Source organism: Paenibacillus assamensis DSM 18201 (assembly GCF_000422445.1).
Lineage (GTDB): Bacteria > Bacillota > Bacilli > Paenibacillales > Paenibacillaceae > Paenibacillus_B > Paenibacillus_B assamensis.
In genome coordinates, this window is sequence record NZ_AULU01000011.1 from 1 (window position 1) to 13768 (window position 13768).

General features: G+C 43.1%; 16 protein-coding genes. 8 read left to right on the forward strand and 8 right to left on the reverse strand.

Annotated features, from left to right (window positions below; all coding sequences use genetic code 11):
• From H580_RS26380 to H580_RS23660, 6 genes are all read left to right on the forward strand, one after another.
• On the forward strand, positions 1–267 hold a 267-nt coding region (locus H580_RS26380; protein ID WP_036604848.1), incomplete at its 5' end, for a hypothetical protein.
• Positions 268–455: 188 nt separating this feature from the next.
• Positions 456–1076, forward strand: a complete 621-nt coding sequence (locus H580_RS0107205) for an FMN-dependent NADH-azoreductase (protein WP_028594174.1) — start codon at positions 456–458, stop codon at positions 1074–1076.
• Positions 1077–1152: 76 nt separating this feature from the next.
• Positions 1153–1764, forward strand: coding sequence for an FMN-dependent NADH-azoreductase (locus tag H580_RS0107210; RefSeq protein ID WP_028594175.1), 612 nt, complete (start codon positions 1153–1155; stop codon positions 1762–1764).
• A 159-nt stretch (positions 1765–1923) separates the two neighbouring features.
• Entirely contained in the window at positions 1924–2355 is a 432-nt protein-coding gene (locus H580_RS0107215; RefSeq protein WP_028594176.1) for a cell wall hydrolase, read from the forward strand.
• 94 nt (positions 2356–2449) lie between these two features.
• Entirely contained in the window at positions 2450–2947 is a 498-nt protein-coding gene (gerQ, locus tag H580_RS23655; protein WP_425414118.1) for a spore coat protein GerQ, read from the forward strand.
• A 255-nt stretch (positions 2948–3202) separates the two neighbouring features.
• Positions 3203–4366, forward strand: coding sequence for an MGDG synthase family glycosyltransferase (locus H580_RS23660; protein ID WP_051217320.1), 1164 nt, complete (start codon positions 3203–3205; stop codon positions 4364–4366).
• A gap of 186 nt (positions 4367–4552) precedes the next feature.
• Here the strand turns inward: H580_RS23660 and cysW are convergent, their stop codons facing one another.
• From cysW to H580_RS0107245, 4 genes are read right to left on the reverse strand one after another with little or no spacing between them, the layout of a single operon-like run.
• A complete protein-coding gene (gene cysW / locus H580_RS0107230; protein ID WP_157282748.1) occupies positions 4553–5461 on the reverse strand; it encodes a sulfate ABC transporter permease subunit CysW in 909 nt (302 codons plus the stop codon).
• A 57-nt stretch (positions 5462–5518) separates the two neighbouring features.
• Complete coding sequence (gene cysT, locus H580_RS0107235) at positions 5519–6376, reverse strand: sulfate ABC transporter permease subunit CysT (RefSeq protein ID WP_051217321.1); 858 nt, start codon at positions 6374–6376, stop codon at positions 5519–5521.
• Between the two features lie 44 nt (positions 6377–6420).
• Positions 6421–7491, reverse strand: coding sequence for a sulfate ABC transporter substrate-binding protein (locus tag H580_RS0107240; RefSeq protein ID WP_036604849.1), 1071 nt, complete (start codon positions 7489–7491; stop codon positions 6421–6423).
• The gene (locus H580_RS0107245; protein WP_084509048.1) at positions 7463–7726 is read right to left on the reverse strand and encodes a DUF2292 domain-containing protein; all 264 of its coding nucleotides are present in this window, start codon (positions 7724–7726) and stop codon (positions 7463–7465) included. Before H580_RS0107245 ends, H580_RS0107240 begins: the two co-directional genes overlap by 29 nt.
• Positions 7727–8229: 503 nt before the next feature.
• Here H580_RS0107245 and H580_RS0107250 point away from each other — a divergent pair.
• Positions 8230–9054, forward strand: coding sequence for an aldo/keto reductase (locus tag H580_RS0107250; RefSeq protein ID WP_028594181.1), 825 nt, complete (start codon positions 8230–8232; stop codon positions 9052–9054).
• A gap of 66 nt (positions 9055–9120) precedes the next feature.
• Here H580_RS0107250 and H580_RS0107255 read toward each other — a convergent pair whose 3' ends face one another.
• The gene (locus tag H580_RS0107255; RefSeq protein WP_028594182.1) at positions 9121–9798 is read right to left on the reverse strand and encodes a 3'-5' exonuclease; all 678 of its coding nucleotides are present in this window, start codon (positions 9796–9798) and stop codon (positions 9121–9123) included.
• A gap of 196 nt (positions 9799–9994) precedes the next feature.
• On the opposite strand from H580_RS0107255, the gene H580_RS0107260 reads away from it, so the two are divergent.
• A complete protein-coding gene (locus H580_RS0107260; protein WP_028594183.1) occupies positions 9995–10495 on the forward strand; it encodes a hypothetical protein in 501 nt (166 codons plus the stop codon).
• A 117-nt stretch (positions 10496–10612) separates the two neighbouring features.
• Here H580_RS0107260 and H580_RS0107265 read toward each other — a convergent pair whose 3' ends face one another.
• From H580_RS0107265 to H580_RS0107280, 3 genes are all read right to left on the reverse strand, one after another.
• Positions 10613–12061, reverse strand: coding sequence for a SpoVR family protein (locus tag H580_RS0107265; RefSeq protein WP_028594184.1), 1449 nt, complete (start codon positions 12059–12061; stop codon positions 10613–10615).
• Positions 12058–13215, reverse strand: coding sequence for a sporulation protein YhbH (yhbH, locus tag H580_RS0107270; RefSeq protein ID WP_028594185.1), 1158 nt, complete (start codon positions 13213–13215; stop codon positions 12058–12060). The genes H580_RS0107265 and yhbH overlap by 4 nt, the downstream gene beginning before the upstream one ends.
• Positions 13216–13360: 145 nt before the next feature.
• Positions 13361–13546, reverse strand: a complete 186-nt coding sequence (locus tag H580_RS0107280) for a hypothetical protein (RefSeq protein WP_028594186.1) — start codon at positions 13544–13546, stop codon at positions 13361–13363.
• Between the last annotated feature and the right edge of the window lie 222 nt (positions 13547–13768).

Sequence of the window (13768 nt, forward strand, 5' to 3'; positions counted from 1 at the left end):
GGCCAAGTGCAAAGCATCACTGCACAAACGCATGGAGTGCAACAAGATGTAGTGCCGCAATCGTACCAGCCAACGGGCCAAGTGCAAAGCATCACTGCACAAACACATGGAGCACAACAAGATGTAGTGCCGCATCATTATCAATCTACGGGTCAAGTGCATAGCTATGTAGCGCATTCGCAAGGTGCATATCAAGATGCTTCCTTAACGAATTTTATCCCAACAGGCCAAGTGCAGAGCGTGACAGGTCAAACGCATACTTCGTAAATAAAATTGGAAGACAGAGAAGCGGCTGTAACATAGGCCGCTTCTCTTACTGTGAACAGTTATAAATGAGTGTTGACAATAGTTAGATATCAAGATATTATTACTTACATAAAGTTAGTTTATTATTAATATTAATTGATTAATAAAGATATTTTAATTCGAGGGAAATGAAGAGGAGAGAATATATCGTGACAAAGATATTAGTAGTTAATAGTAATCCCAAACCGCTTGAGCTTTCTTTTAGCCGTCAACTTGGTAAACATTTTGTAGATCAGCTTCAAGCAGTTGGTCAAGTGGAAGTAGCACAAGTAAACTTGTATGAAGAAACAATTCCAATGATCGACGGTCTTGTACTTGATGCATGGGGCAAACTTGGTGCAGGTGAAGCACTTTCTGCTGAACAGCAAGCAACAGTAGGCCGTATGAATGAGATTCTTGAGCAATTCCTAGCTGCAGACGTTGTTGTATTTGAAGTGCCAATGTGGAACTTGAGCTACCCTCCAATGTTCAAAGCATATATCGACAACATTACAATTGCTGGCCGTACATTCAAGTACACACCAGAAGGCCCACAAGGTCTAGTAGGCGGCAAGAAAATCGTTCTCGTTGAAGCACGTGGTGGCGCATACGCTGAAATGCCAGCTCTACAATTCACACACAACTATATGCAGGCAGCGATGGGCTTCATCGGTATTACAGACTACCACAACCTAGTAGTTGAAGGTATGGCAGCAGCTCCAGATCAAGCACCAGCATTGTTGGAAGAAGCGAAGAAACGTGCCGAAGAACTTGCGAAACAAGTACTGTAAGGCATTAAATATATAAATTTTTATAGTACACAATCAAATTAGAATTTGACTGAACGAATAAGGAGAGAATTTAATTATGACAAAAGTATTAGTAGTTAACAGTAACCCTAAACCACTTGAGCTGTCTTACAGCCGTCAGCTTGGCAAACACTTCGTGGAGCAGCTTGACCAAGTAGAAGTAGCACAAGTCAATTTGTATGAAGAAACAATCCCATTGATCGATGGATCTGTACTTGATGCATGGGGCAAGCTGGCTGCAGGTGCGGCTCTGTCTGACGCGCAGCAAGCAACAGTAGCTCGTATGAATGAAATTTTGGATCAATTTATGGCTGCGGATGTAGTTGTATTTGAAGTGCCAATGTGGAATTTGAGCTATCCGCCATTGTTGAAAGCATACATTGACAACATTACAATCGCTGGCCGTACATTCAAGTACACAGCTGAAGGCCCGCAAGGTCTAGCAGGTGGCAAGAAAGTTGTTCTTGTTGAGTCTCGTGGTGGCGATTATACAGTGATGCCAGCTCTACAATTTACACACAACTACATGCAAGCAGCGATGGGCTTTATCGGTATTACAGACTATAGCAACTTGGTCGTTCAAGGTGTTAATGCTGCTCCAGATCAAGCGCCAGCATTGTTGGAAGAAGCGAAAAAACGTGCTGAAGAGCTTGCTAAGCAAGTATTGTAATAAGAGTTGTAATTCTAAGTTCTAAGTTCTAAGTTCTAAGTTCTAAATGTGCTATATAAGCAGAATCTTCTCCTAGTGAGAGGGTTCTGCTTTTTTTGTGTAACCAATTGGGCTCCTGCACATATGATGATATCGAATGAAGGGAGGGAGCAGACGGGAATGGCCGTTATTAAGGCGAACTCAGAAGATGTAAAGCTGCTTGCGCGTCTTATGCGTGCCGAAGCAGAGGGTGAAGGCGAACAAGGAATGATGATGGTTGGTAATGTCGGTGTCAATCGAATATTAGGTAATTGTTTGGATTTTTTGAACATACGATCAGTAGGCGATATGGTGTATCAAAGTCCGGGTGGTTTTGAGGCGATACAAAAAGGCTATTTTTATCAAAAAGCCCGTGATCGTGATATTCGATTGGCGCAGCGAGCGATTAATGGGGAACGAGTATGGCCAGCTTCATACGCATTATGGTTTTTCCGCCCTGCTGGGGCTTGTCCGGCTACTTGGTACAATCAGCAGAATTCAGGACGCTATAAGGCTCATTGCTTCTTCACCCCAACTGGTGAAGATTGTCCAAATGTGTATAACACTTACTAGTAACTATGCAAAAGACAAATACATGTTCGTTAGAAATGCAGCAGTTATATAGATAAACAGCAAAGATTTGAAAGGAGAGAGTACAATGACAAATATGAATTACGGCTATCCTATACATCAAGGTGGTATTGCCGGTCAGATCGGTAATGCGAGACCATCTGGACAATGGGGAGGTGGAGGTGGAATGGCAGTGCCATATTTAGCACCACAGCAGCAAACCATGGTGATCCCACCGCAGCAACAGCAGCAAACAACCGTTGTTCCTCCGCAAGTAAGCAGTGGGGCTGTCATGACACCAAGTGGTGCTGTGATACAAATGCAAAATTTTGAACAATCCTATGTTGAAAATATTTTGCGATTGAACTTAGGTAAAGTAGGAACGTTCTATATGACCTATGAAAATAACTCTGAATGGAACGCAAAAGTATTCCGCGGTGTGCTCGAGGCAGCTGGACGCGATCATATCATCATTAGTGATCCAACAACAGGACAGCGCACATTGCTGCTCATGGTCAATTTAGACTACGCAACATTCAATGAGCCGCTTGTTTATTCTTATCCGGGTGTTCCTGGTACTGCACCAACTAGGTAGGAAACATACAATTGTATTTCGCACATAACGACCCTCTGGGATGTTGGCAGATGCTTACGTTCCAAAGGGTTTTGTTTAGCTTGAAAAGTGAAATGTTATATTATAAATATGGGCATATTATGCTTTTTTTGTGAGTTTTCTGTGATTGTAATGCAGAAGAGCTACAATTCGGCTATGATGATCTTAGTTGAAATAGGGATAATAATATGATGGTGATGAGCTAGAATTCTAATTGAAAATTGGTTGGGGGATTGTATGAAACGTCCGAAAATATTTATATTAACGGCCTCCTATGGCGATGGCCATGTTCAAGTAGCCAATGCAATAAAGGAACAGTTCAAGCGATATGAAGTAGATGTCCGGATTATTAATTTAATGGAGGAAGCCCATCCGCACTGGGACTCTTTCGTCAAATATATATATTTGCAAAGTTCGAAGTGGGCAGCACTCGGTATTGATTATTATGGCTGGAGCTATTACAGCACTCGTAAAATTACCCGTAAAAATCCTTTAGTAACGGCGGGTTTCTCGATAGGCTCTGGCAAGTTGAAGCAGTTGCTGAAAGACGAGCGTCCTGATGCTGTTATCAGCACATTTCCGTACTTTGATGTTTCTCAGGTGTGCAGCAATTTAGGGATGGATGTAAAGACGTTTACGATTATTACCGATTTTGATTTACATCAGCGCTGGATCCTTTCACCCAATGATCGCTATTATGTGGCAACGGAACTATTGAAGCAAGGTATTCGTTCGCGCGGTATAGCGAAGGAGCAAATTATCGTTAGCGGTATTCCTGTTCGGGGCATTTTTTCAAATAGGATGCAGGGGGCTGGAGATAAGGAGAGATATGGTCTTGATCCTGCTTTAAAGACGACACTCGTTTTATCAGGTGGATATGGTATTCGGCAATCTCATGATGGTTGGCTGCAGCAATTGGCAGTTATAGAGGGTCAGCAAGTTGTTATTGTGTGTGGTCGTAATGAACGACGCAAGCAGGAGTTGGAAAAAGTATTTGCACATATACCTACGGTGCATGTCCTTGGTTATGTGGACAATGTTGCTGCGTTGATGGCTAATGCGGATGTGCTAGTTACGAAAGCAGGCGGAATTACGCTGTCTGAGGCGCTTGTCATGAATGTTCCTGTTTTTATAGCCCGGCCACAGCCAGGTCAAGAGCTGGAAAATGCACACTTTTTAATGAATGAAGGTGGAGCAGTAGTCGTGAAGCGGGAAAGTGAGCTAGTTAAGGAAATAGAGGAGGTTTATCTTCATCCATTGAGGCTGCAAGAAATGAAACGGGCGATGCGAAAATTGGCAAAGCCAGACGCAGCTGCCTCTGTGGTGGATGATGTAGTGAATCAACTGTTTGGCACGCATACGCATTTTGCAAAAGCTCACCAGACTTACCAATATACATAGATCAAATTTATATCCAATGAGAATAGAATCTATCCCTATACTGTGGGACCGATTGAAATACCTTCAAAGTGAATTAACCAGCCGCCATTAGCATTTTGACGACTGGTTACATAACTTGTAGGGAGTTTTGTTCATTTTCTCACAATCTGAGGCGGTCGGTTCAAGGAGTCAGCAATTTTTTTATTTCTATGAATGCTGTTGTTCACGCCGCTTGCGGTCGAACCAATGCTGCAATACTAAGGTAAGGCAGGCTACAAATACAAGGATGGAAGCAACTGCGAATGCTGCTGAGAACTGATACTCGTTATAGAGAATTTCAATATGAAGCGGTATCGTATTCGTTTCCCCACGAATATGGCCTGAGACGACGGAAACGGCACCAAATTCACCAAGTGCTCTCGCATTACAAATGATAATGCCGTACAGCAGTCCCCATTTCATATTAGGCAGTGCAATACGCCAGAACAGCTTCCATCCGTTAGCGCCTAAGGTGATGGCGGCTTCTTCCTCTTGAATGCCTTGTGTTTGCATGAGCGGAATCAGTTCTCGTGCTACAAATGGGAACGTAATAAACAAAGTTCCAAGCATAATACCAGGCCATGAAAAGATGATGGCTATACCATTTTCCTGCAGCCAAGGTCCGAACCATCCCTGTGCACCGAATAGCAGAATAAACATAAATCCAGCAATAACAGGGGAGACCGAGAAGGGAACATCTATCAAGGATACAAGCAATTGTTTCCCGCGAAAGCTAAACTTGGTTATGCACCAAGCGGCGGCGATGCCGAATATAGCGTTAAGCGGTACGACAATGGCTACCGTTAACAAAGACAGTTTGATGGCTGCCCAAGCATCTGGATCTTCCAGTGCAGCGACATATACCTCAAAGCCGCGTTTGAACGCTTGTGAAAAGATCGTGATAAGCGGCAATATTAACATAACGATTACAAATAACAGCACAATTCCAATTAAAACCCGTCTTACCCATGCAGGCTCACTTGTCACAGAGCGATATGGTGTTGAACGCCGTGACGCAGTGGCTGGTGCTACTGCTGCTGCGTGAGCAGATGGAAGTGGTTGATGAGAGATGGTCATAAGCATGTACCTCTTTATTGTTGTACTTTTGAATGACAGATTATTAGGTTTATTAGGCTATAACGAACCCCAGCGTTTTGTGAAGCTCCATTGAATGGCATTCATCAATAGTAGAAGCACGAACGCGATCACAAGCATGACTAGTGCAATGGAAGTGGCGCCAGCATAATCGTACTGCTCCAGCTTCGTCATCATTAGCAATGGTGCAATTTCGGTTTTGAACGGCATATTGCCTGCGATAAAAATGACAGATCCGTATTCACCTAGTCCTCTAGCAAAGGCTAGCGCGAACCCAGTCAATATGGCAGGGAACAGCTGCGGCAAAATAATACGAATAAACGTCCGCCAGCGATAAGCGCCTAATATCGCAGCTGCCTCCTCGACATCATGATCCCATTGCTCCAATACTGGCTGAACGGTTCGAACTACGAATGGCAATCCAATAAAAGTTAAGGCGATCGTGATGCCTATTACGGAATATGCACTTGGTATATTTATGGCATATAGCCATTGGCCAATCCAGCCATCTTTCGCGTAGATAGCAGTTAATGCGATACCGGCAACAGCTGTTGGCAGCGCAAAAGGCAGGTCGATAATGCCGTTGACAAGCTTCTTACCTGGGAAGTTGTAGCGCACGAGCACCCAGGCGATGATGAAGCCGAAGACGACATTGATCATTGCTGCTGTCAGCGATGTCAGAAAACTAATTTTATAGGCGGCTATCACTCGTTTATCCAATATAAGATCCCAAAAGGTACTCCAGCTCATTTGCAAGGAATGAAGCACGATTGCAGCAAGCGGGATCAGAACAAGGAAGGATAAATAAATAAGGGTGAAGCCCATGGAAAGTTTAAAGCCAGGCAGGACGCTTTTGGCGTTCCTGCTCGGCTTAAGTTGAGATTGTAAATTAGACATAGACGTAACCTGCTTTCTATCAAGCGTAGTGATTCCGTAATGCCTTATTTGGCATAAATTTGGTCAAAAATTCCGCCATCAGCAAAGTGCTTCGCCTGTGCAGCTTCCCATCCACCAAAGTCTTTATCAATGGTCAGCAATTCAATACTTGGGAACTTGCTTTCATGCTTCTTCGCAACCTCTTCAAGGCGAGGACGGTAGTGATGCTTCGCTACAATCTCTTGTGCTTCCTTCGTATACAAATATTTCAGATACGCTTCTGCTACTTTTCTCGTACCACGTTTATCAACGGTATTGTCTACTACAGCGACGGGGGGCTCAGCTAATATACTTAATGAAGGTACGACGATATCGAATTGATCTTTACCAAGCTCATTGACCGCTAGGAAAGCCTCATTCTCCCACGAGATCAGGACGTCGCCAATGTTGCGTTCTACGAATGTAGTCGTGGAGCCGCGTGCACCAGAATCTAATACTTCGACTCGCTTAAATAAGGATTGTACGAATTGCTGTGCAGCAGCTTCCTCATTATTGTTGTGCTTTAAGGCGTAACCCCATGCGGCAAGGTAATTCCAACGTGCGCCTCCGGATGTTTTTGGGTTAGGAGTGATAACGGAAACGTCATCGCGTATAAGATCGTTCCAGTCTTTAATTTGTTTAGGATTGCCTTTGCGAACTAGGAAGACGATCGTGGAGTAATAAGGAGCGCTGTTGTCTTCGAAGGATTTCTGCCAGTCTTGCTTTAGAAGTCCTTTCTTTTGAATAGCGTTAATATCATAAGCAAGTGCGAGTGTCACGACATCTGCCTGCTGTCCGTCGATTACGGAGCGAGCTTGTTTGCCACTGCCGCCATGGGATTGTTTCACGGTGACCTGTTGACCGGCTTCTTTCTGCCAATGAGCAGCAAATGCTTTATTGTATTCTTCATAAAATTCACGGGTTGGGTCATAAGAAACATTTTGAATTTCAATTTCCGTCTTCGTTTGCTCGGAGCTATTACCCGCTTGATTGCTCGCGCTCTTACTGCCGCAGCCGGCGAGTAAGGTGGCGGTTAAGCTGATTAGCAAAAGGGAGATTACAGCTGCTTTACATTTTCTTTTTTGGTTTGCGATCATGGGAGAGAACCCCTTTCTCTTTAACAGATGATAGTGAATCGCTTAAGTCGTATCTATGGCGTTCTAGGCGGTCGATTTGAACGATGCGTCCATCATGTACGACGATATTTAGCGAACCATAACGAAGGTCACCCAAATGTTCTGCGATGCGAGTAAGCCAAACATCTGCCTGTGGAATTGATTCCGTAGACCATCCAGTAGTGTTATCATTTTCTCGTTGTGGTGACATGCTCATCGTAAACCCTCCTCTTTCATCCATGAAAATTAGCCAAGACACCCTTTTTTTCATTCATTTTCTGAGCTTGAGTAATGTTGGTATCTCCGGTGATCCGGTCGATGTGGAATTAAATAAAACAATTCCGATTGAGTTACTATGTTATTGGAATGTATCTTATCAAGTGTGATATGGAGTGTCAACGCTTCTGAAGGGAATCCTATACTTGTTCCCATAATGCCAGAAAGGTACATAGAGAAATAGGGTAATAGGGCTATTTTTGAATTCGAATATTCGCTATATAGCCCGTTCTTTTGTTCAACTTGCTTAAATGTTCTGCGGTAAGTAGTGTTCAATTAAATGTGATCCCATTGCATTCGTAACAGTTAGAGTAAGGGGTCTTCTTGTACGCGGTTACAAATTGAAGTAATATACTCAGTAAGGATGGTTTGCTATCCGGTTTGTTGACATGTCTGAAAGTGAATTGTAACGATGTTCAACCTACAATTGAGAGGAGATACAACATGATTATTACATTGAACAACGGAGTACATATGCCGCAGTTAGGGCTTGGAGTGTGGCGAGTTGAAGAAGGTGCACAAGTCGAAGAAGCGGTGAAGACTGCGCTTCAAATTGGGTATCGCCATATTGATACAGCTGCTGTTTATAAAAATGAAGCGGGTGTAGGTAAAGCAATAAAAGAATCAGGCGTACCTCGTGAGGAAATTTTCTTAACGACAAAAGTATGGAATGCCGATCAGGGCTATGAAGCTACGCTGAAAGCATTCGATGAGAGCTTGAGCAAGCTCGGCACAGACTATGTTGATCTATATCTAGTTCATTGGCCAACTCCTGAACGTGACTTGTATTTGGAAACATACAAAGCATTGGAGAAGTTGCTGGAAGAAGGACGAGTACGTGCTATTGGGGTTTCTAACTTCCATATTCACCACTTGGAGCGCTTGATGGATAACACTTCGATTGTCCCAGTTGTTAACCAAGTCGAATGTCACCCACGTTTGGCTCAGAATGAGCTGAGACAATTCTGCAATAAGCATAATATTGTACTTGAAGCATGGAGTCCTCTCATGCAAGGTGGAGAGATCTTAGAAGATCGCGATGTGATGGCTATCGCGGCTAACCATGGCAAAACAGGTGCTCAAGTTGTTATTCGCTGGCATTTGCAAAAAGGCAATATCGTTATTCCTAAATCTGTAACAGCATCCCGTATTCGTGAGAACTTCGATGTGTTCGACTTTGAATTGACGGCAGATGAGATGGCGACTATTGATCAGCTCAATCAAGATAAACGTGTTGGTCCAGACCCAGAGGACTTCAACGTCGTATAGTACAGCACATACTAAATACCCGCCTAAGTAGCAAGGCGGGTATTTAGTGTACTGCTCTATTCATATTTACTCCGTATCGTTCTTCCATCGTTGTAGTGCCGCAAACGGGCTGTTTGCAAGTGAATCGTTATCATCATTAGATGTATCTTTGTAGTAGATTTCACTCTCGTACGCCGCATGGTCTGTCGTTTTATTTTGATGGAGTGAGATCTTTTCTGCAAAATGGATATACAGTAACGCTGTATTGTATGCATCATCAAGCGCACGATGATGTGAGCCGACGAAAGGAAGATTCAACTCTTCAAGTGCAGTTTTCAAGCCTATTTGCTGTTTGTTTGGTCGTCCCATCAAGGCTGAAATTTGCTGCTGCACATCTGTATAATTTTTTAGCCAACGCAAAGGTATTTTCTTAAGTCTACATTCCTTAGTAAATTGCACTTTGTCATCACGGCCCCATGAGCATAGGGCATATTCTTCCGCATCGATCCAGGCAACGAAACGCTCAAGTGCTGCCGGTAATTCATCAGCGAGAGTAATATCTTGCTGGCTGATCCCTGTAAATGAGGTTGTGTCCTCGGTAATCCGGGAAGTCAGCGTAGGTTTGACAAAGGTTTGGAATGTATCGAGGATAACCGCTTTACCTTCGGAATGCGTTAATTTAACGGCGCCAATTTCGATAATTTCGGATATTTGACCTTTGCGGCGTGTAACTGTCATTTCCAAGTCATAAATGATGGCAATCATGCTGCTCCCCTTCTTCCATATAAGCTTGCATCCCTGATTGTAACATATGATTGTGAGTGAAGGGATAGGTTTCATAAGGCTGAGATGTAATATATTGCAATCCATCTAACATAATCATACTATGATATAAAGTCTATTTTCATTCAGTGTTGAACGGGTTACATAATCATATACGTGCTTGAAGCAGGAGGTCTTCATGATTACTATCGATTACAATCGTATGACCGTTATGAGGAAAATGATGATTTCTCTTTTATGTATTATTGGGAGCATGGGGCTGGCTTACGCAGCCGTTGTGAAAATTCCTGATCTCATGTGGAAGTTAGGCTCTGCAGCATTGTCTATTATGGGAATTGTTTATTTCGGTCGATTGTTTTCGATCACACTGCGAGCGATGATACGGAAACAAGCTCAACTATTTGTTTATGATGAATCGGGTATATATAAGGAGAATGGTGATCTCGTGCCATGGTCGAGTATTGAACAGTTTTCGGTTGTATACACTCGAATCGGCATTTTGTTTCAACCTATTTTCACTCATTATGTATTTAAGCTTGCTAATGGGGAGCAAGTGGTATGGCACACTTATGACTTGCTCACAAATGAAGAGGCGAAGCAATGGGCTCGTGTCTTACAACAACTAGTTCAAGCGCGCGGGATTATTAACCAGCGTATAGGTAGTAAAATTTCAGTTTAACTTGGAAAGTACATATGGAGATTGCTATTACTTGCTGGATATGTATAACGAGCATCTCGTCCCTTAAGTGCAGCGGGGGGAGGGATGCTCGTTGCATGTTGTTCTATTTACATGTGCTCAGCCAATGAATTTACGCGTAACTTTTTTACCATCATAAGTGAAGAGTACACCTTTTTCTTCCACCTTCGTTTCCAAGTGAACGGATTTCCCCCATAACGTAAATAGGTATGGGAGTGTTCGCTCGACATATTTGAGATCAAGTTCGACTCCTTCATATTGATGGGTTACGTATAACTCACCGCTTCGTTGATAATCACCGTCTGTTACAACAATGTAAGGGAAGCCTCCATTAACACGGCTGTATACAAGCTGATCCCGCACATTTTCCCAAGCTTTATCTGTAATCTTCCACTCGACCCCTTTTTTTTCAAATACGTATAGATCAAGATCATCTGTCAGTTTTTTTGTTAAATAATTGCGAATAAAGGAAGTGTCTGAATCAAGTTCCCGTACTTCGAATATTTTAGCGCGTCCTTGTCCATCCTTTCTTCCAAACCGATCTTGTTCTTCTTTCGTCGGTTTGTCCCAACGTTTCTCAATATCTTCAAATATTTTCAGACCAAGATAGTAGGGGTTTAAGCTGTTGCGCGAAGGTTGGACGACAGATGCATTCAGCTTTGCATATTCGAAAGACTCTTCTGTTGTAAGATCAAGCTCCCGTACTATGCGCTGATGCCAGTAAGAAGCCCATCCCTCATTCATGATTTTTGTCTCCATTTGGGGCCAGAAATACAGCATTTCATCTCGCAGCATGGACATAATGTCGCGCTGCCAGTCTTCCAGCTCTGTGGAGAACTCTTGAATGAACCATACGACATCTTTCTCTGGTTCGGGTGGGAACCTTCGATTCTGTTGTTCTTTACGGGATGATTCTTTGCCGTCTTTCACTGATGAATCAAGATCCCACAGATCGTCATAGGAGCTTATGGATTTTGATGGTTTAGATTCTTTTGATTCCTGTATTTTGAGCTCCATATATTGCTGCTTATCGAGTTTCTGCGGGCGGACGATTTGAGGGTCAACATGTTCTTGTATTGCCAATACCGCATCGATGAAGCTTTCAACAGCTTGTGCGCCATATTCGAGTTCATATTGGGACACTCGTTCTGCCGTTGCAGACATACTTTCCACCATATTGCGATTGGACGTTGAGAAGCGTACGTTGTTTTTGAAAAAGTCACAGTGAGCCAAGACGTGTGCAACGATTAATTTGTTCTGAATTAGTGAATTGCCTTCAAGCAAGAAGGCGTAACAAGGATTGGAGTTGATAACTAACTCATAAATTTTGCTTAGTCCAAAGTCATACTGCATCTTCATTTTGTGAAATGTTTTCCCGAAACTCCAATGGTGAAAGCGTGTAGGCATGCCGTAAGCTCCGAAAGTGTAAATAATATCAGCGGGGCATATCTCATAGCGCATGGGATAGAAATCAAGACCGAATCCGTCGGCAATTTCCGTAATTTCGGCAATTGCATAGTCTAATTGCTTCAAATCGTTTGAAGTCATGAGAACACCCCATTTACCGGCTGTTTTTTGAAGAAATGCTTTAAAGCTTTGTATACTTCTGTTTTTTCCTTTATGACATAATACATGAAGTTAGGCAGGTCAATGTTGCGATAGGCAGACATTAGCGTACTGCTGCGATTGTACTGGTTAACCTCACCGTAACCGAACATGTTGGAAACGCTCAGCAGTTGGCGAATCAGTTTCACGCATTTTTCATTATCGCTTGTTAAGTTGTCTCCATCTGAGAAATGGAAAGGATAAATGTTGTAAAGGGAAGGGGGGAAGCGACTTTCAATGATTTCTAAAGCCTTGATGTAAACAGAAGAACAGATCGTACCGCCACTTTCACCACGAGTAAAGAAGTCTTCCTCCGTTACTTCTTTCGCTTCGGTATGGTGGGCGATAAATACGATATCCACCTTTTCATACTGCTTGCGCAGAAATCTCGTCATCCAGAAGAAGAAGCTGCGGGCACAATATTTTTCGAAGCTGCCCATCGATCCGGAAGTATCCATCATTGCAATAATGACCGCATTGGATTGAGGCTTCACAATCTCTTCCCACGTTTTGAATCGCAGATCATCGGGATTTATGCCATGAATGCCTGGGTTACCATTTAATGCATTACGGCGAATATTTTCTAAAATGGTGCGTTTTTTATCGATGTTGGACATGATGCCTTTTTTACGTATGTCATTAAAGCGGATATCTGTAATTTCTAGCTGGTCCTTATCTTTTTGTTTCAAATTAGGAAGCTCAAGCTCTTCAAACAGCAGCTGCTCCAGTTCTGCAATGCTAATCTCGGCTTCTACTACATCAGAGCCTGGTTGATCGCCTGCTTTGCGGCCTTTGCCTGGTCCTTGCTGCTGACTGTCAGTACCGAGTACATCCCCGACACGACTCTTGCCATTTCCTTGACCAACATGCTTCTTCTTGTTGAAATTGTATACGAATCGGAACTCATCAAGACTGCGGATCGGCACTTTAATAATTTGTTTGCCATCCGACATGATGATGTTCTCTTCGGTAACGAGATCGGGAATGTTTTGCTTGATTGCTTCACGCACTTTCTTCTGATGACGGTCTTGATCCTGGTACCCTTTCCGGTGCAGTGACCAATCTTCTCGTGACACAATATATGATAAATCTTTCATGAACACACCTCCTGAACAATCACCATCGCTATTGTATTCAATATATTCAAGTTCGGAGGGGATATGTGATAGAACAGATGGGAATAAAAAAGAACCTTCTGTTCCACATCGTTGTGGTCATGAAGGTTCCTCGGTATTTTGCAGTCTAGGATCCGCCTGTACGACGGCGTTGGTTATTCGGCTTCTTGTTGTTTTGGCTTCTCAATGCCTTCGTCGATTGGTCGCCATGGAAGCCTTGCTTCCCTTGGCCTTGCTGTTCTTTCTTCTTCGCTAACAAAGCTTTGGCAGCATTCGCCATGCTTGTCTTCTTCGGTTGTTCGGATTCAGTCATCGCTACGATCTTCCTTTCAACTGTACGATTTAAGACGCACAGATGGTGCTGTGATGAACATAGACTAACATGGAAAGAGGGACAATTGCAATATGTTCTATTGTGAATAAAGGTAAGTAGCATCTGTGCTTTGTTACTCTTGTATGTTGTCTCAAAACGATAATCACCCCCCTGGTTCCTGGGGGAGGCAGGGGGGTGATCTAGGCTTGGCCAAATCATGAT